This is a genomic window from Ruegeria sp. BI12 (assembly GCF_056537985.1).
On record NZ_JBQFSL010000002.1, the window covers coordinates 396,824 to 422,889 of the forward strand.

At 53.1% G+C, this 26,066-nt stretch carries 12 protein-coding genes; 6 read left to right on the plus strand and 6 right to left on the minus strand.

Annotated features, from left to right (window positions below; genetic code table 11):
- Positions 1-57 precede the first annotated feature (57 nt).
- Entirely contained in the window at positions 58-1,065 is a 1,008-nt protein-coding gene (locus ACR0AK_RS15135; protein ID WP_368040263.1) for a helix-turn-helix domain-containing protein, read from the plus strand.
- 8 nt (positions 1,066-1,073) lie between these two features.
- Here ACR0AK_RS15135 and ACR0AK_RS15140 read toward each other — a convergent pair whose 3' ends face one another.
- Entirely contained in the window at positions 1,074-1,292 is a 219-nt protein-coding gene (locus tag ACR0AK_RS15140; RefSeq protein ID WP_480793920.1) for a cryptochrome/photolyase family protein, read from the minus strand.
- A gap of 785 nt (positions 1,293-2,077) precedes the next feature.
- Between ACR0AK_RS15140 and ACR0AK_RS15145 the strand changes: the two genes are divergently transcribed.
- Positions 2,078-11,932, plus strand: a complete 9,855-nt coding sequence (locus ACR0AK_RS15145; RefSeq protein ID WP_480793921.1) for an amino acid adenylation domain-containing protein — start codon at positions 2,078-2,080, stop codon at positions 11,930-11,932.
- Here ACR0AK_RS15145 and ACR0AK_RS15150 read toward each other — a convergent pair.
- From ACR0AK_RS15150 to ACR0AK_RS15160, 3 genes are read right to left on the minus strand one after another with little or no spacing between them, the layout of a single operon-like run.
- Complete coding sequence (locus ACR0AK_RS15150; protein ID WP_480793922.1) at positions 11,927-13,573, minus strand: glycoside hydrolase 5 family protein; 1,647 nt, start codon at positions 13,571-13,573, stop codon at positions 11,927-11,929. The two genes, ACR0AK_RS15145 and ACR0AK_RS15150, sit on opposite strands and share 6 nt — an antisense overlap.
- Complete coding sequence (locus ACR0AK_RS15155; RefSeq protein WP_480793923.1) at positions 13,570-15,111, minus strand: glucosamine inositolphosphorylceramide transferase family protein; 1,542 nt, start codon at positions 15,109-15,111, stop codon at positions 13,570-13,572. Before ACR0AK_RS15155 ends, ACR0AK_RS15150 begins: the two co-directional genes overlap by 4 nt.
- On the minus strand, positions 15,101-17,596 hold the full coding sequence (locus ACR0AK_RS15160) for a condensation domain-containing protein (RefSeq protein WP_480793924.1): 2,496 nt from the start codon (positions 17,594-17,596) through the stop codon (positions 15,101-15,103). The genes ACR0AK_RS15155 and ACR0AK_RS15160 overlap by 11 nt, the downstream gene beginning before the upstream one ends.
- 296 nt (positions 17,597-17,892) lie before the next feature.
- Here ACR0AK_RS15160 and ACR0AK_RS15165 point away from each other — a divergent pair, with 296 nt between their 5' ends.
- From ACR0AK_RS15165 to ACR0AK_RS15175, 3 genes are read left to right on the plus strand one after another with little or no spacing between them, the layout of a single operon-like run.
- On the plus strand, positions 17,893-19,164 hold the full coding sequence (locus ACR0AK_RS15165) for a polysaccharide biosynthesis/export family protein (protein WP_480793925.1): 1,272 nt from the start codon (positions 17,893-17,895) through the stop codon (positions 19,162-19,164).
- Positions 19,161-21,380 carry a GumC family protein gene (locus tag ACR0AK_RS15170; RefSeq protein WP_480793926.1) on the plus strand — a complete coding sequence of 740 codons (2,220 nt, stop codon included), beginning with the start codon at positions 19,161-19,163 and terminating at the stop codon, positions 21,378-21,380. The genes ACR0AK_RS15165 and ACR0AK_RS15170 overlap by 4 nt, the downstream gene beginning before the upstream one ends.
- Positions 21,381-21,407: 27 nt before the next feature.
- A complete protein-coding gene (locus ACR0AK_RS15175) occupies positions 21,408-22,505 on the plus strand; it encodes a glycosyltransferase (RefSeq protein ID WP_480793927.1) in 1,098 nt (365 codons plus the stop codon).
- A 24-nt stretch (positions 22,506-22,529) separates the two neighbouring features.
- Here ACR0AK_RS15175 and ACR0AK_RS15180 read toward each other — a convergent pair whose 3' ends face one another.
- On the minus strand, positions 22,530-24,308 hold the full coding sequence (locus ACR0AK_RS15180) for a CocE/NonD family hydrolase (protein WP_480793928.1): 1,779 nt from the start codon (positions 24,306-24,308) through the stop codon (positions 22,530-22,532).
- 68 nt (positions 24,309-24,376) lie between these two features.
- On the opposite strand from ACR0AK_RS15180, the gene ACR0AK_RS15185 reads away from it, so the two are divergent.
- Positions 24,377-25,084 (plus strand): 4'-phosphopantetheinyl transferase family protein, encoded by a 708-nt coding sequence (locus ACR0AK_RS15185; RefSeq protein WP_480793929.1) that lies wholly within the window; start codon positions 24,377-24,379, stop codon positions 25,082-25,084.
- Here the strand turns inward: ACR0AK_RS15185 and ACR0AK_RS15190 are convergent.
- Positions 25,060-25,770, minus strand: a complete 711-nt coding sequence (locus ACR0AK_RS15190; protein WP_480793930.1) for a methyltransferase, TIGR04325 family — start codon at positions 25,768-25,770, stop codon at positions 25,060-25,062. The genes ACR0AK_RS15185 and ACR0AK_RS15190 overlap by 25 nt on opposite strands.
- Positions 25,771-26,066: the final 296 nt, after the last annotated feature.

Consider the following 26,066-nt stretch of genomic DNA (forward strand, 5'->3'; position numbering starts at 1 on the left):
GGTGGCGATACGTTAAACAAGACGTGTTTCCGTATTTCAGCACGAAGGAGGGGTGTAGTGGACAGTCAGCGTTTCTTGCCCAAGGGGGCGATTTCCGTCGACGTTCCATATGATGGACCGCCCAAAGCCTTTCACTTCCTGTTACTGCCCAAAACTACGATGCTGGCTTTTAGCGCTGCTATTGAACCTCTGCGTATTTCAAATCAATTGGCCCGCAAGCAATTATTCGAATGGTACGTCTTGTCCGCAGATGGCGCACCAGTGACATGCTCGAATGGCATTCGAATTCAGGCGGACCAACCCATGCACGATCTCGAGCAGGGGGCTTATACTTTCGTGTGCTCCGGTACCGAACCTATGGCTTCTTTTGATGACCGTGTTCTCAACTGGATTCGTCGGCAAAAGGCCCATGGATGCGATTTCGGCGGTATCTGCACCGGGGCATTTGCGTTGGCCAAAGCGGGCCTGATCAAAGATAAGAAGTTCACCGTCCATTGGGAAAATCGCCCCGGATTCTGTGAGTATTTCCCTTCAATGACGCCAACTCAGAACCTGTACGAGATAGACGGCAAACTGCGCACCTGTGGTGGTGGGCACGCAAGCACCGATATGATGCTGGAAGTGATTGAGGAACTGTTCGGCAATACGCTTGCTATTAATGTGTCCGAGATGTGTTTGCATCGGCGTGTTGGCGAAAGTGGCAGCAAACAGGTTTCGCCTGTCTCAGCCCTTTTGGGGACCCGAAACGCCAAGCTGGTCGAAGCGGTCCAAATAATGCGGGATAATATTGAAACGCCGCTTAGCCTCGAGGCGGTGGCGGATCAGGCGTCTCTGTCTAGACGCCATATGGAGCGCCTGTTCCAGCAGCACACCAAAATGTCACCCGGCCAATACTACAACAACCTCCGGCTGGATCGTGCCTTTGCTCTTTTGAATGAAACCGATCTCAGCGTGTCCGAGATTGCCTTTGCCTCGGGGTTTTCCAGCACAGACAGGCTTTCGGTGCATTTCCGTGGTCGATACAAGATCTCTCCGCATAACTTCCGCAGGTCTTGGTCGCATTAAAATGACAGTTAAGAGGTGGCCCAGGTTTGCAAGTCATGATGGTTGGCTAGGAACCGATCATCGGCTCCCGTTTCCAACCCTTCGCACTGCGCGAGCTTTTGGATCAGACGGTATTCTCCGGGCTCGGTCACAATCGCGCGCTTAATTCTTAGATCGTGCTTCGCTCTGGCGATTTCGCTGATCAGACTTTGCGTATTGTCCGGCTCACTCAGTTGAACGTAGCGCACGGTCCACCCGTCCTACTTAAGTTCCGCCGCGAATTGGCGCATGGCGGAAAGAACGAAAGCGATCTCCTTTTTTGTGATGTCGCAGGTAACAAGCTTCTTCCATGACTTCGGTCATCAAGCTTGTGTCACGGTTCCGATCACCCGCGCGCAGCGGTATTCATTGAGAGTTGATCACCAAGCACAGCAATCAAGGACGAGTGTTGTGTGCAGGAAAGGGGCTCGGTCATGAGACAGAGGTCAAGGCTGTCGTGCTATAAGGCGACCCTACCAATACAGCATCGTCTCAAAATGTCCGAAAAAGTTAAGCGTAGAACCCTTCGCCAAGTTTCTCTTTTTCGGTTCACGGCTCAGAATCGACTTTGAGCAAAAAGCGCAAATTCCCGCTTTGAAGGTTCAGACTGGCCTGATTGTGTCTGGATGGGAATAAATAGTCCGATGGAAAAAAGATTGGCGGGTTTTTGGAACTTAAACGCGAGTCGTCCAAAGACGTGCTCAAACGAACCTTGTTGCATCCTCCTGCGAATTTTTAGCTATTTTTCAATGCCATGCAGGTCAGAATGCCAGTTCATTCGACCAACAGCGACTCTTTGATGCTGCCATGGGCAGCCTGCAGTCGACAGCCAGAAATGCATACAATACGCTTGTCGACATCGAATTCGTTTGTTTTGCCGATGTATTTGACCTGAGGGGTCGTAGCGCAAATTTCGTAGGGCAATTGTCAAAGACGCAACCTATTTTGCGCTGTTTGCTACGATAACCCCCTTTGGTCGGCTTAAGGGGTTGATATGTTAAATGGTTCTGCCGTCAGGTCTTTGCGCTCTTTGAAGTTTGATCCTGCGCTGGACCTCTATCAAAGCATGCTTCGCGTGTGCGCTATCGTACCAGACAAGGTCGCGCTGATCGGTGACGAGCGGGAGTACACGTACGCGGAAATTGCAGATGCCGCTGATCGAATTGCCCTGCATTTGATGTCAAAGAGTGTTTTGCCGGGCGACAACGTGGCGATGATCATGGATCGCACGCCCGAAGCAATCCTAACCATGTGCGGTATCATGCGTGCGGGCGGGACCTTTGTGCCATTGGACCCAGCCTATGACATAAAGCAAGCAGGGTACGTTATAGCGGATTCCAAACCATCCGCTATCCTGTGGGAGGAGCACTACAAGCCCATAGCCGATGAACTGAATTCGAACCAGGTTGCCAGTCTGAATGCGCTCGACCTATTGAATTCTGATCCCGATGAGAAGCGTGACTTTCCGAACAGAACTGGTCTGGATGCGTGTTACATAATGTATACGTCTGGATCGACCGGACAGCCAAAAGGTGTTGTGTTACCTCATCGGTCCATCGTTCGGCTCGGCTTTGACCAACCAATCGGACAAGTTCTTCCCAACGACATAACGTTGGCGAGTTCGACCATTGCGTGTGACGGTTTCACTTGGGAAACATGGCCCGCGCTTTTGAACGGAGGGTCGGTCGCAGTTGTGGCCGAGCCCAAGCCGGCTTTGGACAAGCTTGCCGCAACTATTTCCCGTCATGGTGTAAGTGTCGCCTTCTTTTACACCGGAATGTCACATCTGCTGATCGAACATCACCTTGATGCGCTAAGCAGTTTGCGCCGTTTTGGTGCGGCGGGTGATGTGCTATCCGCTTCACATGTTCGTAGTCTCAAAGATGCGCATCCCGGAATCGAAGTCATAAACGGTTACGGACCCACAGAAAACTCCGCCCTAACCACGATGCACGTCGTCACCGAAGCGGACCTTGTTGGTGGTACAATTCCGATAGGCGTGCCGACTGGTCACTGCGACTGTTTCGTCGTGAACGAAAACCATAGCGAACTGGGGGCCGGAGAGGTCGGGCAGCTAGTTGCCGCAGGACCGAGTGTGGCACTTGGCTATCTCAACAAACCCGAACGGACGGCCGAGTCTTTTATTTCAGATCCGCGCCCGACTCACACCGGACAAGTGTACTTGACAGGAGATCTGGTCCGGCAGCGCGACGATGGTGTCTATGAATTTTTAGGGCGTGTCGATCGACAGGTAAAAATTGGTGGTCGTCGCATTGAACTGGACGGAATTGAACATCACCTACGTGAATTGCCGATGATTTTGGATGCTGCGGTTACTTTGACCAAGGCAGATACGGGTGAAAAACGCATAACAGCCTTTTTGAAACCGTCAGGCGATATGCCTGCTGATAAACGCGCCTTCGTCCGCGAGGTTATGGCCGAACTCGGTAGGGCCTTGCCGGAGGGCGCCCTGCCTCGGACGAACCGGGTTGTGGCAGACTTTCCATTAACCCCAAGCAACAAGATTGACCGAAAAGCGTTGGTCGACAGCGTCGAATCGAAGGACTTGGAAAGCAATGGCAACATTGGGCCAATTTTCCAGTCAACCCGAACTCCAATATTCCAATCGACGCGTAATCCGCTAGACGCTGCGGAGATCGCACGAACTGTTGCGAAGATTTATGATGAGACATTGGGTTGCGGAGAATTGGCTTCAGACGCAACATTCTTCGAAGCCGGGGGAACATCTCTGCAATTGATTGGCGTTCATGCGGAAGTGATGAAACGTTTAAACGTACGGTTCGACATCACACTCATGTTCGAAGTCCCGCGTCTGGGCCCTTTGTCCGAGGCAATAGCCGCGATCGAAGTGAGTGGAAACGAGTCGCTGTCATCTCAGGAGCCAGAACAAGGAGCTGACGAACGGGCTGAACTGAACTTACCTGAGAATGCAATCGCAATTGTGGGCATGGCAGCCAAACTGCCCGGCTCACAGTCTCTTGATGAGTTCTGGGAGCACATTCAGAACGGCGACAATATGATCAAGCCATTTTCATCGGACGAACTTGAAGATAGCTTCACGCCGGAACAACGTGCATCGGACAGTTTTGTAGCGGCCCGCCCGATCCTTTCGGATGCAGGGATGTTCGATGCCAAGTTTTTTTCAATGCATGCCCGTGAGGCGGCAACTATGGACCCGCAAGCCCGTGTGTTCCTTGAGATTTGCTATCATGCCTTGGAAAACAGCGGGCACGATCCATGGCGGACACGCATGCCGGTGGGCGTATACGCGGGGTCGTCGTCGACCACATATCTGATTCAAAACATATTGTCCGACCGTCAGGCAGCCGAGGCGTATATGTCGAATTATCAGACCGGTAAGATTTCTGAACTTACCGGCAATATTGGCGACTGCCTGGCAACTCGGGTGTCGTACAAGCTGGACCTGCACGGTCCTGCGATGACAGTACAGACGGCGTGTTCGACGTCGCTGACCGCGATTTCGCAGGCATTGTTGGCATTGCGCGCGGGCCAATGCGACATGGCTTTGGCGGGAGGCGTTTCGATCACCTTTCCCCAAAAGCGCGGGTATATCGCGCAAGAAGGTGGGTTGTCGTCAGATGACGGCACGTGCCGACCATTTGACGCTGAAGCCAGCGGAACGGTTTTCGGGCACGGTGCCGGCGTTGTTGTATTGCGCAGACTTAAAGATGCCGTAGCAGACGGTGATCACATCCATGCGGTTATTCTGGGCTGCGGTATCAATAACGATGGTGCCGACAAAATATCTTACACGGCACCAACGGTACGCGGTCAGGCGGATGCAATTCGCCTAGCGCACAAAGATTCTGTAATCGAACCTAAAAGTGTGACTTACGTCGAATGCCACGGAACCGCGACACCTCTCGGGGACCCTATTGAAATTAGTGGGCTGCGTCAGGCGTTCGGCGAAGCAGTTGTCGAAGGAGGCTGTGCACTCGGGTCCGTCAAAGGCAATATCGGTCATCTGGATGCGGCTGCCGGCGTAACCAGCGTAATCAAAACAGTGCTGATGCTGAAACACCGCAAGATTCCTCCTGTGGCAAACTTCTCCGGTCTGAACCCTAGAATAGAACTGGAAGGTACTCCGTTCCGGGTTCCGAGTTCCCTCTCGGATTGGGTGTCGGATGGACCATTGCGCGCCGGTGTCAGTTCTTTCGGAGTGGGGGGGACCAATGTCCACTTGGTGCTGGAGGAGGCGCCGCAAATAGTGCAGGACGCTGAGACTGCTTCCGTACAAACGGTTGTCATTTCGGCGAAGACGCCGGAAGCCTTGGTCGAGATGAAGGGTGAGTTAGCGGACGCCTTGGAGAACCCCAACGCGCCGAGACTGGCGGATGCGGCCTATACCTTGCAAGAGGGACGAGCCGTTTTTGAGTACCGTCAGGCTGTCGCGGGCTCGAATCCTGAAGAGGTCGCCAAAACCTTACGCGCTGCACCCGCTATCCGTAAGCCTGCGATGCGGGGCAAACCAACTGTAACATTCATGTTCCCTGGTCAGGGATCTCAGTACCCGGGCATGGGCAGCGGTCTGTACCAAACCGAACCTGAATTTGCGCAGTGGATTGATAAAGGTGCGGAAATATTACGCCCGGTTCTTGGCTTGGACGTAAAGACAATGCTGTGTTTCGCAGACGCCAGTGACCAGGACCTCGCGCGTGCGTTGCGCGAAACCCGCCTGACTCAGCCAGCGTTGTTCTTGACCCAATACGCCTGTGCAAAGCTGTGGATGGCTCGTGGCATAAGCCCAGCGTCAATGATTGGCCATTCGGTTGGCGAGTTCACCGCCGCCACGTTGGGTGGCGTCATGGATTTTGAAACCGGGTTGTCGATCATCGCGAAACGAGGCCAACTGATGCAGGATCAGCCAGGCGGTGCGATGTTGTCCGTTAGAGCACCGATTGAGGCTCTGGATGATTATCTGGATGATTATCTGGATGATACCGTCGATGTCGCCGCGCGCAATGCGCCTCGTTTAAATGTATTGGCCGGAGACTTTGATGCAATTGCGTCGATTGACGATCGACTGAAAGAGGCCGGTATTCCGTGTACACGTCTTCACACTTCTCATGCGTTTCATTCACGCATGATGGACCCGGTGTGTGAAGGCCTGTTGGAAGCGGTCACTCAAAAAACGCTACAACCAACGAAAATTCCATATGTCAGCTGTGTAACGGGCGATTGGATTTCCGAGAATGAATGCACAGACCCGTCATATTGGGCGACCCAGGCGCGAGCAGCGGTGAATTTTGCGGACGCGGTTTCGACACTCGTGACCGAAGATCCAGCCGCGTTGCTCGAGGTTGGCGCTGGGAACACGTTATCTGCGTTCAGCACCCAAACATTGCCGCGGGATGCCTCGGTTGCGGTGATACAGTCTTTGCCGGATCACACCCGTCCAGAAACGGATGAAGTCGCGATGGCCGCTGCAATGGGCTGCCTGTGGGGATGTGGCGTCGATGTAGACTGGAACAAGCTGGGTCCGCGCGGAAACCGGCGCGTACCTCTGCCAACTTATCCATTCCAACGCAAACTGCATTGGGTCGATGCGCCAGCGCCTTCCATCGGAGCAGCAACTTCCTCGTCACCCGCACCGACCACGGCAATCGTAAATCCTGTTTCAAGTGTAAGTGAGTTCTCTTCTATGCCGACATCCAATTCACAAGAACAGATTGAGCGCAAGCCGCGCCTGATCAGTGAGATTCTAGCCATTTTGAGCGAAGTTTCTGGTGAAGATCTGGGGCCAGAAGATGCACCGGCAACATTTTTGGAACTTGGGTTTGACTCCTTGTTCCTCGGACAGGTCACCCAAAAATTGAATGCTGATTATGGGATCGATCTGACATTCCGGCAATTAATGTCCGACTATCCGTCCGCCGAGGCGCTCGTTGATTACCTGGATGAAAGCCTACCCCCCGAAACGGCTGTTCCCTCGGCTGAACCGGAGGCCACACAAAAGGTCACGCAAAGCGCTACGCAACCAGCGGCTCCTGCGGTATTGACACCATCAGTTGTGCCCTCCGCGCCGATTGGCGATGGGTCAGTCGCTGCTGTCATGCAGGCGCAGGTGGCTGCTATGCAGTCACTTTTTGCACAACAGCTTCAGGCTTTGTCTGGAGCTCAGACGGCGACACCTACTGCTGTGGCCAGTACACCAAAAGTCGAGGCAGAGATTAAACCTGCAGTTCCTGCGCTGCCCAAAAATGCGGCGAGCAAAGGCACCTTTTCGATTGGACGTGCAACCAATGCAGCCGGCGGCGACCTTACGTCCGAGCAACTGGCCTTTGCGCGAGACTTGGCAACAAGTTACAGCCAGCGGCACGCCAAATCCAAAGAGTATGTACAGACCTACCGGTCTGTGATGGCCGACCCACGCACGGCAGCTGGGTTTCGCGCTGAATGGAAGGAGTTGGTGTTCCCGATCGTTTCCGATCGTTCTAAAGGTGCGCGCCTGTGGGATATCGATGGTAATGAATTCATAGATCTGGTCAGTGGTTTCGGGCCTATAGCTTTTGGCCATTCGCCGGATTTTGTCATTGATGCTGTATCACGACAGATGGAACGCGGCTTTGCAATTGGACCGCAATGTGACCTCGCCGGCCCAGTTCTGGAACGTTTTGCTAAATTCGTAGGTCATGAGCGCGCTACCTTCTGTAACACAGGGTCCGAGGCTGTGATGGCAGCAATGCGTATTGCACGAACGGTAACAGGTCGCGACCAGATCGTAGTTTTTGGCAGTGACTACCATGGCCAGTTCGACGAAGTATTGGTTAAAGGCAAGTCACGTGGTGGCGACCCTGCGGCTCTGCCGATTGCACCGGGAATTCCCCGCTCGAGCCTGTCCAACATGGTTGTGTTACCGTATGGCGCGCCAGAAAGCATCGATTGGATTCGCGAAAATATCGGCTCAGTCGCTGCTGTTGTTGTCGAACCAGTACAGAGCCGGAACCCAAACCTGCGCCCTAAGGAATTTGTGCGTGAACTGCGCCATATCACACACGAAGGCGGTGCGGCCTTGGTCATGGATGAAATTGTGACCGGATTCCGGGTTGGTGCCCGGGGAATGCAGGGCGAGTGGGATATCCAGGCCGACATGGCAACCTACGGCAAGGTAATCGGAGGCGGTATGCCAATTGGCATGCTTGCGGGTTCAGCCCGGTTTATGGATGCACTCGACGGAGGCATGTGGCAGTTCGGTGATGACTCGGTCCCGGAAGTTTCTCCAACCTTCTTTGCAGGAACGTTCGTTCGTCATCCGTTGATTGTTGCCGCGGTGGACGCAACGCTAGAACATATGGGCACCAATGGGTCCGATCTTTGGCAGCGCACGGCCGCCCGTACAGCTGATGCAGTCGGCAGGATGAATGCCATTCTTGTAGCGCGTGGGTTACCGCAATTGGTCGAAAGCTATTCAAGCTGGTTTGTTCCGAAACTAATGGACTTCGATCCCAATGCCGCCCTGTTTTATCCGCTCATGAAGATGGCCGGTATCCATGTTCAGGTCGGGTATGCCTGCTTCTTTACGACTGCCCATACTGAACAGGACTTCGATGCGGTTGTGAACGCGTTTGAACAATCCGTCGATGCGCTCAGAAGCGTTGGTATCCTTGTTGGCGACGGGAAAGCCAAACCCGTCGCTACAAAGCCGGTAGCCAAACCGCCAACCGAAGGTATCCCCCTGACCGAAGCACAGCGCGAAGTTTGGATGACCAGTCAACTGGGAGAGAAAGCGTCGTGCAGTTTCAATGAAAGCGCCTCGTTCCGTCTAACGGGTTCATTGAACCAAGACGCCTTACAACGGGCGCTTAACCGTGTAATTGAACGGCATGATGGGTTGCGTCAGGTCTTTGCCAAAAACGGTGAGACGTTCAACATTGTCGATCCATTCGAACTGCAGCTTACGCTTCATGATCTGAGTGACAAAGAAGACCCAGAGGCTGCGTTGGCCGGCATTGTGCACGAAGACTCTTCGATTGAAATCGACTTGATTTCGGGGCCTCCCATACGGTCTTTCGTTGCACGGATGTCGGCGGAAGAACATGTTCTGATCATCAATGCACACCATATCGTATGCGACGGCTGGTCATACAACGTACTGGCTTCGGACCTGGTGGCATTTTACAAAGAAGAGGTTTCGGGTACGCCGGCGAACCTTCCACCGGCACCGTCTTTCGCCGCCTATGCCGCCACTCAGTCCGGTAAAAATGTGCGACCGGCGACGCGCGCCTATTGGGAAGAACAATATTCAGAAACTACTGAATTGCCGGATATACCAACCGATCATTCTAGACCTGCAATCAAAACATTCTCCGGTGCGACTTGCACGGCGCGCATATCGGGAGATGTCGCGTCAGCGGCACGTAAGGCCGGTGCCGCGCAAGGTTGCACGCTGTTTGCAACGCTGTTTGCCGCGTTGCAGATTGTATTAGGACGGCTGACCGGGTCTCATGATCTGGTCATAGGTGTGCCAACCGGCGGGCAGGCCTTGCTGGACAACAACGAAATGGTTGGTCACTGCGTCAATTTCCTGCCGATCCGCGCCGTTCAAGACCCGAATGCTTCGGTTGCTGACTTTCTGACGCAGGTTCGTGATCAGGTTATGAATGCATTTGACCACCAGGATTACACCTACGGAACGCTCGTTCGCGATCTGAATATCGAGCGCACGTTGAACCGGTTGCCGCTCACAGAAGTGCAGTTCAATCTGGAACGACTGGGCGAAGCCGTAGATATGGGCCCGCTTAGCATGACGTCGGCACCCAACCCTAAAACAGCTGTGAATTTCGACCTGTTCTTTAACGTGATCGAACGTCGCGACGGTCTGCGAGTGGATGTCGATTACAACACTGACGTCTATAACGAAGACACGGTGATGCGTTGGATGAAGTACTTTGAGACAGTTCTTTCCGAACTGGCCGAGGATTCCGCGCGCCCTCTAGCTAAGGTTAACGTTCAGCCCGCCGACGAGCTCGAGTGGATGCTGGAGACTGTGAATCGAACGAGCGAGGCATTGCCACAGGCGACAACGCTCGACAGGCTAATTTCGGAAACTGCCAAAACTTATCCAAACGCGATCGCAGTTGAGGATAATCTGGGACAGCTCAGCTATACGGAACTTGACCGGCTAAGTGATGCGGTCGCCGCTGACATCCAGGCCCTTGTTCGGGGTTCCGGCGGCCGGATTGCCGTGGCCATGTCTCGGTCATCACAATGCCTGGCAGCTTTGCTCGGCGTTCTGAAAAGCGGTAACGCTTACGTGCCGATTGATCCCGCTCAACCCGCTTCGCGGCTGCGCATGATACTTGAGACGGCAGATGTTTCTGCTGTCCTGCACGATCAGGCCAATCTACCCGACTGCGCTGAAGGTCTTGATCTGCCTGAGCTTCAGATGAGTCAAGTAAGAGCGGGTGGCATTCCTTCGATCATCGCAGATAGAGTTGATCCAACGGCGTATGTGATGTTCACCTCGGGTTCTACCGGCACGCCAAAAGGGGTTGAGATCGGCCATCGATCGGTGATCAACTTCCTGACGTCTATGTCGGACGAACCCGGTTTCGACCCGCAGTCGGTAATGTTGTCAGTGACTACGACGATGTTCGATATCTCGGTTCTGGAGCTGTTCCTGCCGTTGCTGCAGGGTGGTCGAGTGGTTATCGCGGCACAAGAAGACGTTCTGGACGGGTTCCGATTGGTCGAACGTTTGAAGCGTGGCGATGTCACGCATATTCAGGCCACGCCTACGCTGTGGAGCATGCTGCTTGAAGCTGGGTTACGGCCTGACAAAGGTTTGACCATGTTGGCGGGCGGTGAACCCTTGCCAGCCGATCTCGCAGAGAGGTTGATGGAAAGCGGCGCCGATCTCTGGAACATGTATGGCCCGACCGAGACCACGATCTGGTCTGCTATTTCCAAGGTTCATTCGGGCGAACTGATTACGATTGGTCATCCCATAGCCAATACCGAATTGCATGTGCTTGGTCCTGACGACCAGCCGTTGCCAATCGGGGCTGAGGGCGAACTGAATATTGGTGGCACAGGGTTGGCTAAGGGGTACTTCCGACGCGACGATCTAACACAAGCAGCATTTCGTGAAGTGTCCCTGAACGGGCACCCACGTCTTTTGTATAAGACCGGCGATGTTGCCCGTCGTTTGGTCGACGGCACAATCCAAGTGTTGGGTCGCAATGATGGGCAGATCAAATTGCGCGGTTTCCGCATCGAGCTTGGAGAGATTGAAACGGCAATGCGCGCGGTGCGCGGCGTTCAGGCGGCCGCCGCGACTTTGCGTCCTTCGCCGCGTGGAGACAAGCAACTGGTCGGATATGTCGTTGCCGAGCCAGGACATGACCCCAAACCGGAAAGCCTGACTACGGCTTTGGCCGACCGGCTGCCGCACTACATGGTGCCGACTGCTTGGGTATTCCTCAGTAATCTGCCCAAAACCGGCAACGAAAAATTGGATCGCAAAGCTCTGCCTGATCCGGACGTTGTTGCGACAGTCACCGCATTGTACACTGAGCCCAGTACGCCGACGGAAAAGAAAATGGCAAAAATCTGGGAAGACGCTCTGGGTATCGATCAAATTTCAACATCGCAAACCCTTTTTGCGTTGGGCGCAGATTCCTTAACAGTATTCCGTATTGCCGCGCGCATGATCGATGCTGATTTGAACGTTGAGGCGAGGCACCTATTGGAATACCCCTCAATTGCGCGCCTTGCCGCATTTGCCGACAATCGGGTAGATGAGGACAGCGCACCGCGCAAACCTTCGCTGAAATCCTATCGTCGCGGTGCCCGACGGGGACTATAAGCGATTTTCGGAGCCATCCGGATGCGAAACGGGTGGCCCTGATATCTTGATCCGGCGTTTTACAGATCCATCGCCATTTGGGCCTGTCGGTGCGATTTCGAAATCCACCGTGTCACCAGATTGCAATTCCAATCCAATCTCGGGCAAAACATAGCCATCATTTGTGACCTCGGCCTCGTGAACAGGTGTTCCGTTGTGCAAGACAGACAGGCGCGATGGTTCGGTCTCTGAGGAGGCTTTCCACTGCCCATTCACTATAAATCGACCATCCATTTGTGCCGTAAATCGTTCTATGGCGTTATAAGGATTGCCATTGAACCGCGCGGTCGTCACGCCGTCGTCAGTGATGCGAAGAGGCGAAAGATCAGGCGCGCCACGGTAGCTCGGCCAATACCAATCGATGATTTCCAGCGGAACCAGACCGATGCTGGGGCGTCTGGCAAAGTAGCTCCATGGTGCCTGATTGAACTGGTATCGCGTGTCCGCGTGTACTGTTTGTACTGACAACTCGACTTTCAGATTCTGTCCAATGATCAGAATTGGCGAATCTGTCAGAGTGTTCACAGGATCAATGGGGCGGCCGCGAGCGTCAAAAAACTCTGCCACTCCTTTCACTTCGAGCACGCCGCTGCCCCACGCGACGAATGCTTCACCGTTCTTTCCAAATTCGTAGATCCGCGCTGGTTCAATCGTTTCGCGTGCGACAGGACGGCCGAATGGCAGGAGCTCACGCTGTAGAAACTCAAATGAGTCAGCTGCGGGTTTTCGTTTTTCAGCGTTTTGCGTACGCAATCCCATATTGGGCCACCAAGGCTCATCCAGCAACGCATACCAATACGCGTCGTTTATCCCGGATGCTGCCATTTGTGTCACCATCAAGACCATGTAATCAGGCGCATCATTCTGATCTTCAAACCAATTGCCGAACTCGGTTACGTAGATTGGGCGTTCTCCGCCGTATTCCTGCATCAAAGCCTTCAGACGGTTCAGTTCTGGCAGGACGGTATTGGGGTTGTCGCGATAAGGATGAACAGAAATCGCATCGCAGGCTTGCAGGCCGCCCTGACGAAAAAACTCTCGATAGAACCCGATCGCAATTGTGTTTAAGCCGCTGCAAATGATCTTGGCATCGGGATGATCTTGCTCCAGGCGCGCGCGTACCGTTCGAACCAGTGCAGCCAAATATGCCGGTGGGTTCTGGGTAAATGGACCTCTGATAAAATCGCTCGAGTTGAATTCATTCCCGATTTCGATCTTAAGATTATCGACTCCATAGTGGCTGATAATGGCGCTTACCCAGGCGGCGAAACCTTCGCGACCCTCCTTACTGTGCGGCGTATCGCCGTTGTCGTACAAAGGATTCCTGTCTGTGATGACGATAAGCGGTACCATACCTTTTTCAATCAGGGGCAACATGTACTTGTCCGCGACCGCAAAGTTGTAAACGCCTGGTCGTTGTTCCGCGGTGGCCCATCCAATCTCATCACGAAGGTGCGTCGCACCCAGATCTTGCGCCAGATCGAGGGCGGCTCTGCTCCATCCCTGTTCCAGATGCGTTTGTACGCCAAGATTGAACTCATCTTCGTCGGCGATGGCTGATCCCGCCAGAAACACAACTGAGATGGCGAGGTTCCACTTCATTCTGCGCTACTCCAGTCCATAACGATCTGGCCACCGGCAACACTCAGATGATGCATGCCTTTGACACCAGGTCGATCCTTGGGCGTGAACTGCCGGATAAACCGCTCCTCGTACTCTGTTTCGTCAAGCTTGATAATTTCCATGAGGTTCAGGCCAAAACCGTACACGCCATGGCTGTTGTTTTGCGACGGCCGGAATAGCCGATCCCCTTGCCGGATGATCGCCCCTGCGTTTCTGGCGCAGTCTGACCCAAACACGACAGGATTTTTGGGATGAGGTTTGATCGTTTTCAGATCCGGGCCATCGACCTCAAACAGATACAGTTCGCTGGAATGATCCTGAAAAGCGAAATGATCAGATAAGTTGGTAATCAGCCACCACCGCCCATCATCCCCAAGATACATGCTGGAATCTGCTAAGTACTGACCCTCGAATGCTGTGGCATGCAATTCCCATTCATCTGGAAATTTGGTGCAACGCCATATCTCAAGGCGTTTGGCTGCCTGGGTTTCGGGCATCATAAAGATCGAGTCTCCGGCCCGAAACACAAAAGGAAAGGAAAGGTGATAAGTACACTTCAACGCGGTAACGGGTTCGGTGAGACAGTCTCCTTCCAGACGCGCCACCTCTATGCGACCATTGATATCTTCGGCATTCATGGCTTCGAAAAAAACCCACTGTTGCCCTTGATGCTCGAACAGGAAGGGATCGGCCATTATGCAAGATGATCGCGGCAGGCCTTTTGCCTTTCCTGGATGAAACCCTGAGACCGGGCCGGATGAACTGCCAAGTTGCCAAAACTCTCTGATTTGTCCGGCTCGTGCAAGGCGTTCAGATTTCAGTTTTTCTGACACGTCACTTACAAGGTTGAATGCATAGACGAGAGAGGATTCAAAGTCAGGTTTTGCCTTGGTAGCCTCGGGAAGCTGCCTGGTTTCAGGCACACTGCGACGCTCTGCCAACTCATTCATTGCATGGAACAGAAAGAGGATCGACTTTTCAGCTACAAAAGCTCCCGTCAAAACACTACCTGGTTTGCGGTTGTAGCTGGTTTGCCGAAAAACCCGTTGAGTTGGGTCTTCGTAGGATTTCGAATGGATTTCGACTTGGACATGGGGGGCGCGGCGCGCTCCAGTTGTCATGCCAGCCTTGAATGGGTCGCTCATACCGCCAAATGCAATTGCCCATTCTCCGAAGCGGAGCTGGGCCAACTGATACTTTGTCAACGAAGCGGGACCAAGCGCAAGCGCAAGGTCAGCCTGATCTTGGGTAACCGGGAGAGTGCTAAGGAAATCTGCGGCAGCCTGAGTATCATAAGGCAGAATACGTCGCGCAGCCAAAACCTGTTCGGCCCGCATTAACAAGCGCATCAAAAGTGTTCCTGAACGGTCCCGCCGATCAATTCCGCCAACAATCTGACCCGTAACTTCAAACCGGGGATCACTTCTCAATCGGTCGATCAATATCGCTTGCCAATCCTGCAAGCCAAACAGTCCCGGGGGTGTTACCAGTGCAACTTTAAGCTTTTCATATTGCACTGTTGCTCTCCAATCGGCGTGCCTTCGCATCGAAGACTTCGGATATCCGGCCAAAGCCCGATCGCATGAGGGAGTCACCATGCCAGCCATTCACCGGATAGACAGCTGTGTCCGCCGAAAGCAGCTCCGACCAACCCAATACGCCATCTTCAGGAACCATGGCCTGAGATCTTGTGATAAAAAGAACAACTTCGCCGTCATATGGTTCAAAGCTGTAGGCCCGCGTTTGGCTTACTAAAACATCCACGGTTTCGTCGACTAGCGTTTCGGTTGGAGACGCCGGCGGTGCGAGCTTTGTGGCTTGGAGAAAGCGCTGTGCAAAATCGTTTTGACCGAGGAGATCTGTTGTACTGATCTTTCCAGACCACCGTAGATTTAGGTAGTACCGAAGCCTGCGCATTCTAACGGTCCATTTATCGCGTATGCGTTGAGACCGTGAAAACTTGCCAATTGCGCCGGGGGCCCAAGTGTCAATCATACCAACACAACGCACCCGCTCGCCTAAAGCAGTTAGTTGTTCGGCTAGCCGTAACGCGACACGACCATCGACGCAAAGCCCGCACAAAAGTATGTCCCGCCCTGAGTATCGGTCTTGAACAATTGATGCCGCTTCTTCAATCGCCGGGTCGAATCCGGCTTGAGACAGTGCATTGAGCTGCGCCCGATCAGCGATACCGATATTGGCAACAGCACAAATTGCTCCGATCTCTTTGCCTAGTGATTGGTAAAGGAATGGTTGATTAACCGTCAGCAAGATGGGCGCGGTTTCAGGCGCGGATTTGAGTTCGGCCAGAGACCAGATTGAATCGGGCGTCGTTTCGTCTCGAGGCGCTGGATGCTTTGATACAACAGGTTCGGTCTGTCCCAATAGATTGGCCAGCCCGTCCAGAGTCGGATCATTCAAAAACGCGTGCAGGCTTGGTCTGGTTTCGAAAGTCTCTCCAACGCGCGACAACATTTGCAAAGCCAGTACCGAATAGCCGCCCAGATCAAAGAAATCTCCGTCGACATGATCAACAGGCAGCGCAAGAATGTCGGACCACAAGGAGGCCAGTCGAGCTTTGACGTTGTTCGGGGACGGTGTTGGCTTTGCATGTGACGTAAACCCATTCAGATTTAGCGGAGGGTTTTTTACCTTAGTGGGTCGATTTGCTGCTATCGCTGAGGTCGGAGCGGGGTCGCGTCGCATTAAGGCTTGGAACACCTCGAGCAAAAGGTCAGAAAACGCCTGAATAGTGGACTCGTCAAACAGGTTGGCATTGTAGTCTATCGCCAGACGCCATCCCGAATTTCGACCTATAATGTTCACATTGAGATCGTAGAGCGTACCAGGTGAGTGTGATTGAACCGAAACCAGTTCTACATCGCCATATTTTCTTTCGTTTAAGAAAACGCGCTGAAGGTTAAACATGATCGAAACCAACGGGATACGTAACGGGTCACGCGGTGGGTTTAGTACCTGAACCAGCTTATCGAAAGGCAATGTCTGGTGTGCCAAAGCGCCATTTACGACCTCACGAGCAGCGCGACCTTGATCGATTACTGATCTGCTTGCGTCAATGTCGAGACGCATGACGATGGGGTTAGTGAAAATCCCGATCAGTGGTTCCAAATCTATTTCTGTTCGGCCTGCGACCTGGATGGCAAAGCTTACATCATTGCGGCCAGAAAACCGTTCTAGCGCCGTGCTGAAAGCGGAAACGCCCAGGGCAAAGACTGAGGTATCCAGCTCTCTTGCGGTTTCAGAAAGGTTGGTTTCGAAGTCCTGCGGAAGTTCCCTTGCAAAGGACTTGGGCAGGGGCTCTGAGGCCGCACGCGGTCGATCAAGCGGCAGTTCGAAATATTCCATGCCACCGAGGGTTTGCTTCCAGTACTCTTCCTCTTCATCCATGGCGCCGCTCTGTTCGTAATCAGAAAGCCACATAGAAAAGTCACCGTATTGCAGTGTTAATTCTGGCAGATCAGGATCAGTACCAGTCTGCAGCGCTTCGAGGTGTACGCCCAGTTCATGACCCAGAACACCGATTGAGTATCCATCGAACACGCTGTTATGTACCGAAATCAACAGAGCTGCGCGTTCCGTTTCCATTGGAACCATCGCAACGCGAAAGAGACAGGGTTCAGATAGGTCGAATGGCTGTTCTGAATGTGCAATGGCAATCGAGTTAATCCGCTCTGCGCGATCGGCTTCGGGGACATTTAGGATATCAACGAGATCGAGTTTGAATTCCACATGTGCGAAGACTTCCTGCACAGGCTCGCCGTTTTGTTCTACGAAACGTGTTCGAAAAATCTCATGCCGGTCGATGATCTTCTGGAACGCAGTTTGAACCATGTCGCTGGTTACCGGTCCTCGCAATTCCCACCGTACGGCTAGATTCAGTCCCTTATTACCGGGGTGAATCTGCTCCATAAACCAGCACCGTTTTTGGGTAACAGAAGTGGGAAAGGTTCCGACTATCTGCTGCTGCTTCAATGCCTTCATTAAAATCGCTCCGCTAAACCCAATCACCCTGGACGCGGAAAAACGTTTCGCAAGCTACTACGAGCCAAAAAACTCCCGGCATGCGGCGAACAGGGCAAAATGCGGGTACTAATTACACAATCCAAGTTTCTCTGCCGCAGTCGCGCGAGTCAAATAAAACTCGCTAAATACTGCAGGTGCCGTGCAACGAACATAAGTTTAAGCCCGCACTTCGCAACTTACGGGGTTAAACGCTCCTGACAGGGCACAATTATTCGCTATCATGTGACAGTTGTTATTTAGTTGTAAGCGATTCGATGATTTGGCTTAAGGGTTCTGATTTAGCTTCGGCGCGAAATCTCGTGCGTAGCCTGTGCGCTGTTTCCGTTTTTGTAAGCGCAGTGATGGTCGGCGGTATTGGCCGGGCCACAACCCCTGATGGATATCTGATAAACGTGGGTGACGAGCTCGAGTTGGATATTCTCGATGATAATGAACCACCGCAGCGATTTACTGTAGGCCTCGATGGTGAGGTGCAGTTACCTTACATCGGCGGTCTACAGGTATCTTCCATTGCGGTTGGCGATGCGAGGGATTTGATTCATCGCACATACGTTAAAAATGAGATTTTTGTGGACCCCTTGATCGAGCTTTCGGTTGCAAGTTTCCGGCCGATTTCGGTTTTGGGGGATGTTAAGAATCCGGGAAACTTCGACTACCAGCCTTTCATGACTGCAGAACAAGCCGTCGGTTTGGCTGGGGGTCCGGCGATTTCAGCAAACAACGAAGAAGCGCGTGTTCTAGAGCGTAGAAATCTAAAAGGCACCTTGAACAGCCTTGAATACGATCTTGCATTGTTGGCCGCCCAATATGCACGGGCTCAGGCATTGTTGAAAGGCGAGGACAGTTTGAATTGGTCTAACCTGCCGCCAGACCTGCGCCCGGGAGTGAACCGAGAGTTGTTTGACGAACATAAAGCAAGTGAAGATCAGGTTATCACGTTGGAGACGCAGAATGCGGTAACCCAGCATGAGCTTCTGACACAGGCCGTGTCCGAAGCTGAAAGCCAGATCGCCATCCTGCGGCAGCGCGAAGTCGTGCAGCAAAGGATTGTGGATGTTTCTCAAACCGAGCTGGAGAGAATGATTGATCTGGCGGCCCGAGGTTTGATCCCAAAATTTGATGTCCGAGACTTTGAGCTTAAGACTTCCCAGGCAGAAAGTAGTCTGTTGGATCAACGCGAGCGACAGTCCGAGGCATTGGTGCAACTTGCAACTCTCAAAGGACGATTGTCCCAGTTCGCTTCGGATCTGGAGCAGAAGCGGCTCAGCGAATCCCAGCGGATATGGAACGAGATCAAGAAGCTGATTTCAAATAGAAATTCTATCGAAGATAGATTGGGGCTTTTGGATCAGTGGATGAATGCGGCCTCTGGTTTAGAGAGCGAAATGCTGCTCGAATTCCAAGTGCGCCGACGCGAAGACAACGGTGTTCGCAAGCTACTGTTGCGACCCGGGGACGAGCTTTCGCCGGGCGACTTACTGGTTATCGTGGTGAAGCCACCCGAAACGTTGGGTGAACTACAATGAACGTGCGTAGAAACCCGGAGTCGTCCAACCCGCGCGAAGTGGGTCGCGCTGCCAAATCGAATGCCGGTTTCCTAGCTTACCAATCTATCGACGTAATGTATTTGTTCTCGATCTTACGGGTTAATGCACGATTGATTTCCGCAGCGGCCATCGGGTGCGCCGCAGCGATGTTCATTTATCTGCTCTTTGTTCCTCCGACCTACACCGCTTATTCGCAGATCATTCTCGACACGCGCGAAGAAAGTGTATCGCCTGTCGAGGAAGTGGTTTCTGACCTTAATCTGAACAGCTCGGTCCTGGCCGGTGAGGTCGTGACGATGCGGTCGAACGTGCTGATTGGCCAGGTTGTTGACGAATTGGGTTTGTTGGAGCATCCCCGATACGACCCCCGCCAGCAGCGCAGCGAAAGCCTATTCGGCCGGGCCAAACGTCTATTGCGCGGAGACGATCCGCCACATGTGGTCGCTGCGCGATTGCCCGAAGAAACACTACGTTCATGGATTATCAATGCGGTGCGAGACAATCTGTCCGTAACGCAGATTGGAGTGTCCTATGTGATTGGAGTGAGTTTTCAGAGCACCGATCCGGTACTTGCTGCAGACATAACCAATGCCATCGCAAACCAGTACATTAACAGTCAACTTGACTCGAAAATGGATGCCACATTGCGTGCCAATTCTTGGCTATCTGACAGGTTGGCCGAATTGAGCGTTCAACTTGAAGCTGCAGACGCAGCGGTGGTTGATTTCAAGGCCGAGATGATCGAAATCGCGGATGGCAATGAGGAAAGCATCAGCCAGCTATTGGCCGAATTGAATACTAAATTGGTCGGCAGCTCAACCGAGCGCGCGGATGCTGAAGTGCGCCTCTCTCAAGTTGAGGCGCTACAAAGTCTTGGCGGTTTACGCGCAGTATCAGATGTTGTGACCTCACCGCTTTTGGAAACATTGACCCAGCAAAGAGCAGAATTGACGACAAATCAGGCTCAATTGGCCAGCACCCTCGGGCGTCGGCATCCGGATATGGTTCGAATTAACGCGCAAATCGCGAATATTGACCGATCGATTGATTCCGAATTGCGGCGTAGGATCGAAGAAATGCGGGGTGACGTTATCGTGACCACCAATCGAGAGAACGCTTTGAGGAGCCAGATCGCCGTTGTATCTGAGAGGGCGGATTCACTGGCCAAGGCCTCGGTACGTTTAGGGCAACTGGAACGGGCGGCCAATGCTAACCGCCTAGTCTACGAAAACTTTCTTTCGCGCTTTAAGGAAACCAGCGCACAGGCGGATTTCCAGCTTCCAGAAGCGCGTATTATTGGTCAGGCCGAGGTTCCGTCTGTGCCCTCTGGTCCGCGCAAGACCTTGCACATGATCGCGGCCTTTGTTTTCGGCCTTTCTGCAGCCACTGCTTTCGTGTTCTTGCGAAATCTGGCGCGGTCGCCGGTGAACACCGCGGATGAATTGGAAGCGCTGACACAGCGCCGCAATCTGGCTTTGCTCCCATACGTCCGGCATTTTGGCAGCAGGTATAGATGGCTGCGACAAGAACTGTCGGGCGTGGAAAAGTCACAGTTCATGGAGAACGTGCGCACCATTCGCACGAGCCTGTTCGGGCTGGGGAAATCCCGTCAGCCCAAAGTAATAATGATTACGTCTTCTGTTCCGGCAGAAGGAAAATCGTCGCTATGTTGTGCTTTGGCGCGGGCAATCAGTACTTCAAAAACGTCTGTCTTGTTGTTGGATGCTGACCTTCGGCATCCTGATGTACGAAAAGCATTGGACCTACCGTCCGACGGGCCGTGTTTGGTAGAATACCTTAATGGAAATGCAAAGATTAAGGACTTACCCATCCGATCCGATCTGGCTGGCGTTGATGTCATTTCACCATCGTCTGAAAGCGCGAGCGCTGCGGATTTGCTGTCGTCTAATTTGTTTTCCGGATTGCTAAGCCGAGTAAGTGCTCGCTACGACGTCATCATCGTAAACGCGCCGCCTGTGCTGTATTTGTCAGATGCAATTCTGCTGACCAAACATGCCGACACAACCCTGGTCGCCGTGCGTAGTGGAAAGACACCGGCCAAAGTGGTGCTTGGCTCGATTGCGAGGTTGGAGGAGAATGGGCAGCAGGTGTTTGGAACGGTGATGACAATGGTACGTCGCCAGGATGTAGCAGCGCGTGATCTTGGGAGCTATTCGTACAAGTACAACTATTGATTTGAGTGTTTGTAAGACAGTGATGTTATGAAAGTTGCCCTTGTTCACTATTGGTTGACTGGTATGCGCGGTGGCGAGCACGTGTTGGAACAATTGGTCAACCTATTTCCTCAAGCTGACCTATTCACGCATGTTGCCGATCCGGACAAACTGTCGCCTGGGCTAAAAAGCCGTCCCATCCATGAAACATTCATCGCCAGGCTTCCGGGCGCGCGACGCCACTATCAAAAGTACCTGGCTTTTATGCCTCGGGCGCTCGAAGAACTGGATCTGTCGGGTTATGATCTGATCATTTCATCCGAAAGTGGGCCGGCCAAAGGTATCATCGCACCACCGGGCACGCCTCATATTTGCTATACACATTCGCCGATGCGATACATCTGGGATCAGTACGGTGCCTATAGCAAGCGGTTGTCACGGATCGAAAAGATGTATTTTTCGCATCTCGCGCACAGGCTTAGAATTTGGGATGTCAGCACTGCGGCCCGCGTCGACAAGTTTGTGGCCAATTCGAATTTTGTGGCACAGAGAATACGGCGTTACTATCATCGTGACGCACAAGTTGTGCATCCGCCGGTCGATCTTGATGCCTACCACCTACCTGACGAGACCAATAAACGCAGCCACTACTTGTTTGTCTCTGAACTGGTTCCCTACAAAAAGGCGGACTTGGTCATCGAGGCCTTTCGTGATCTCGACCGGCAACTGGTTGTCGTAGGAGATGGTAGCCAGCGGTCCGAGTTAGAGCAGAACCTTCCTCCAAATGTTCGGTTGCTGGGTCGTGTCCCCAGTGCAGACTTGCCGGGTCTGTATCAGACTGCGAAAGCGTTGATATTCCCGGCTGAAGAAGACTTTGGTATTGTCCCTGTCGAAGCCATGGCCTGCGGGACACCTGTGTTGGCCTACGGCCAAGGCGGTGTGCGCGACAGTGTTGTTGAGGGCCGTACAGGCCTGTTCTTCGACGATCAATCAAGCAGTTCGATTGTGGAGACTATTCATCGGTTTGAACGCGCGCAATTTAATTCCAGAGACATTAGCGAACACGCAAGCGGGTTCGGTGCAGAACGGTTTCGGCGCGAATTCTCCAACGTCGTTGACGCTGTCCTTAGTGATTGGGCCGTCTAGGCGCTTCGCTGTTATTGACCTATTTCAATTTGGCAGGGTTTGCAGGATCAGCGCGGAGGGTTCGTCAATGTCGCTGAGAATGGTGATCTCGGTAGATATGAATTCTGTTTCAGAATAGATTGGGCCGCCTGTGTTGGTGTTTCTCGTAAGGCGTGGAAAGCTGGTTCCGGCCACATGCAACCGGATTAGGTGACCAGCTTCGAACTTGTAGGCGATTTGGCGCATGTCGACTGTTACTTCGTAGATCTGTCCGGGTGTCATCAGGTCGGGTGCTTCAAATCCATCCCTGTATCGCAACCTTAATGCGCCCTCTTGCACCAATAGTGAATTTCCTTGCGTATCTACATCCGTAATGCGCAAGACGAGGTCGGAATCCGGAGTTGAAATGGTGACTCTTAGCTTTGCCTGGATTGGGCCTGCGACTGTCATTGGCTGTTCCAGCGGTGCGGAGGAGAATAGCAGCACATCGTCTCGCGCCTCGATCGAGTTCTGCATTACAGGCCCTTCTAGATCTTCGGGATTTCCAGTGCAGCAAATCGGGCCGCCGACCGAGGGAACAGGGTTTTCCGGGTCGGAAAGAATGTTGCTCTTTAAGTCCGAAATTTCGCTTTTTTTCCAGAGCAAAGACTGATCCGCGCTCAAATACAGGTGCCTTTGAGTTGTGTCGGCAGGCGGCCATTTGTTGGCCTCGTGCCACCGATTTTCGACGAGTGTGAAATAGGTGTACGCGGGCAGATCGACGACGGGTCCATCCCCAAGGTGCCAAGCCAGAAACCGGCTAATGAGATCAACATAACCGATGCGGCGATCTGGCGAGACCGGTAGATCACCAACCACGGTGTCGCCGTCCGTACCAAGGTAGTTGCAGTGCGTTCCAGCGCCGATGATGGTCTTTACAGATGCGCCCTTATTTTTCAGCGTTTTGGCAAGAGTTAGGCTCGAATCTATCCCGAGATCGTGCCAGGTATCAATGAATAGTGCCGGTACCGAGAACGACTCGTTGCCCGTGATATAGCCGGCGTCCTGCCAGAATTGAGGATTGTCGAAGTTCTGCAAAAAAGCTCCATAATCGGTCTCGTCCGAGCGCAATCGTTTGACAAGGCCGTTGACAGGAAGTCCGTCGAGTACATCGCCCGGTTCAATTGGACGATATCCAGACGTGGGCGCGGTTTTGCCGCCTTCAGCACCGAACCAACCGACGCCGGCGGCCAGATTGAAGACCCCGCCTTCAAAGGCACTGAAGTAGGCGTTCTTTCCTTCGACCGACCCGATTGCGCCGCCTGCTGCGATTGGAACTATGGCATGAAGGGCTGGATGTCCTTGAGCCGCTAACATGAGTTGGGATTCCCCCAAAGCTGAACAACCCAGCGTTCCAACCCGTCCATTTGACCACGGTTGATTAATGATCCAGTCTAGCGTGGCTGCGCCGTCCGGACCCTCGTTGGGGTATGGGGCAAATGTCCCTTCTGAGCCGTGCCGTCCGCGCATGTCCTGAGCGACCACAGCGAAGCCCCTGCGTGTCAGCTCTCCAACCCAAAACCGCACTTCGCCGTAGGTTCGTTTGCCGTAGGGAAGGCGCATCAAAACCGTTGGGCGCGGACCGGATTCAGCCGGAAGGTAGACATCCGTCGCCAGGCGCACGCCGTCAGGCGCCGTCACCATAACATCCGCAAAATCCGGTGCACCAGCTTGTACCCACCACGCGATTTGATTTCGGTTTTTGTCCAAAAGGGTTTTGCCCATCAGGACTAAACAACCAATTGCAATCACGGAACAGATAACAAGAACAACCTTGCGTTTCATTTAAACACCCTATCGACTTGCTGGGTTCGCCACGAGTAGTTTCGGTATCAGAAGAAAGGACTTTTTGCGTGCTCAGTGTGGATCTTTGGCTGTGGTCTCTGGAAGAAGCGGACGAACACCTCGACCATTTTGTTAAGGATCTGTCGGTTGACGAACTGCGAAGGGCCGATCGTTTTGTCAAATCCAGTGATCGGAGCATGTACATTGTAGGTCGGGCCGGATTGCGGAGAATCTTGGCGGATTACATTGGCCTCGCCGCCAAGGCGGTCGAGTTTGAGTACGGGCCGCATGGCAAGCCGTTTCTGCAAAATGGCCCTGGGTTTAACCTCAGTCACTCTGGCGGTCGGGCTGCATTGGCAGTGTGCTCGCATGCCCATCCGGGTCTCGATATCGAGTTGGTGCGACCTATCGAAGATGCGGTGGCTAGACATCATTTCTCTCCAGTGGAATACGCCGAGTTGTCGTGCTTGCAACCGTCGGATTGGTTGCAAGGGTTTTTTCGCTGCTGGACCAGAAAAGAGGCCGTTCTGAAATCACGGGGGCATGGGTTGTACATGCCCCTTGATTCTTTCGACGTGACCCTCTCGCCCGACGTCCCCCCCCGATTGACGCGGATTGAAGACGACGACCCTTTACGTTGGACATTAACTCATTTCGAACCTGCGCCGGGTTGGATCGGTGCGTTGGCTCTGCGCGATACAGGCGGCCCTGTCGAGCTTCGGTGGCGATCCGGTGATCCGATCGTCCGAGCCTACTCACGTCGTTCCAGAAAATAGCCTCGGCTGACACTTGGGCCCAAACCGGGATGCGTTGAAATGATACGACCAAGAGATGGGATGTCCCATTGATCGCGTATTACATAGCCCATTTCGGTTAGGTTTTTTTCAAAGTCATTTCTGTTTCTGATTTGATAGGGCACCCGGCCAGGCCCGATCTTTTCCAGAGTTACAACGGTCGGGCCACAGCGAGTCGCGACTTTGTTTAGCAAGATGTATCTGGGTGGGGCGTCGAGCTTGCCGATCAATTCAGCCAGAGAAATATCCAAGTATTGCATCAGGCCCGACCCTAGCAACACGTCTATCTGACCAACTTTCGCAAGGTCGTCTTGAAACACAATTTCAGCAGGTAACTCCTGGCTCTCCTGTGCGGCGCGGGCCAGATCGACAGTTACGGGCAAATCGTAAACTGTCCACTGCAATCTGTCGATTGGACACAAATCCCGAAAGGCGATGTATTTCGACCCGAAATGCCCACCTGCATCCAGCAGGTGCATTCCTTCGCTAAAAACTTCGTTAATCCAATGAATGACCGGATAATCCCAAACAACGGTTTTGCGCATCAGGTCGGTGTTCACCTTTGCCACGTCCATATCATTATACCCGTTGCCGTGGGCTTTACCTGCGGCCGTTGCATAGTTTGGATAAGCGCCAACCATGGCCGGAGGGCGAATGCCGGTCGTCATTAGCCGAGCCCAAGCTGCTGAAACCGGGAGCCCAATCCCACGTTTCAAAAGACTTAAGCTGAATTTTAGGGTTTCTCGTGATCTAAACAAAATTTTACCACCGCACAAAAAGCGAGAAAAACCGCCAGTATGAATTCTGAGCCCGAAGAAAATACTCCGCCAAACTACTTTCAAACCGGATTCGGGAAAACCCAAAGGCAAAATGCGCTCGTTACTGTTAACATTTCGGAAACATTGTGAGGGATAGTTGGCAATTGCTGCTGGAATTTTGGGGTGTTAGTGCTTCCGGTTCGCGA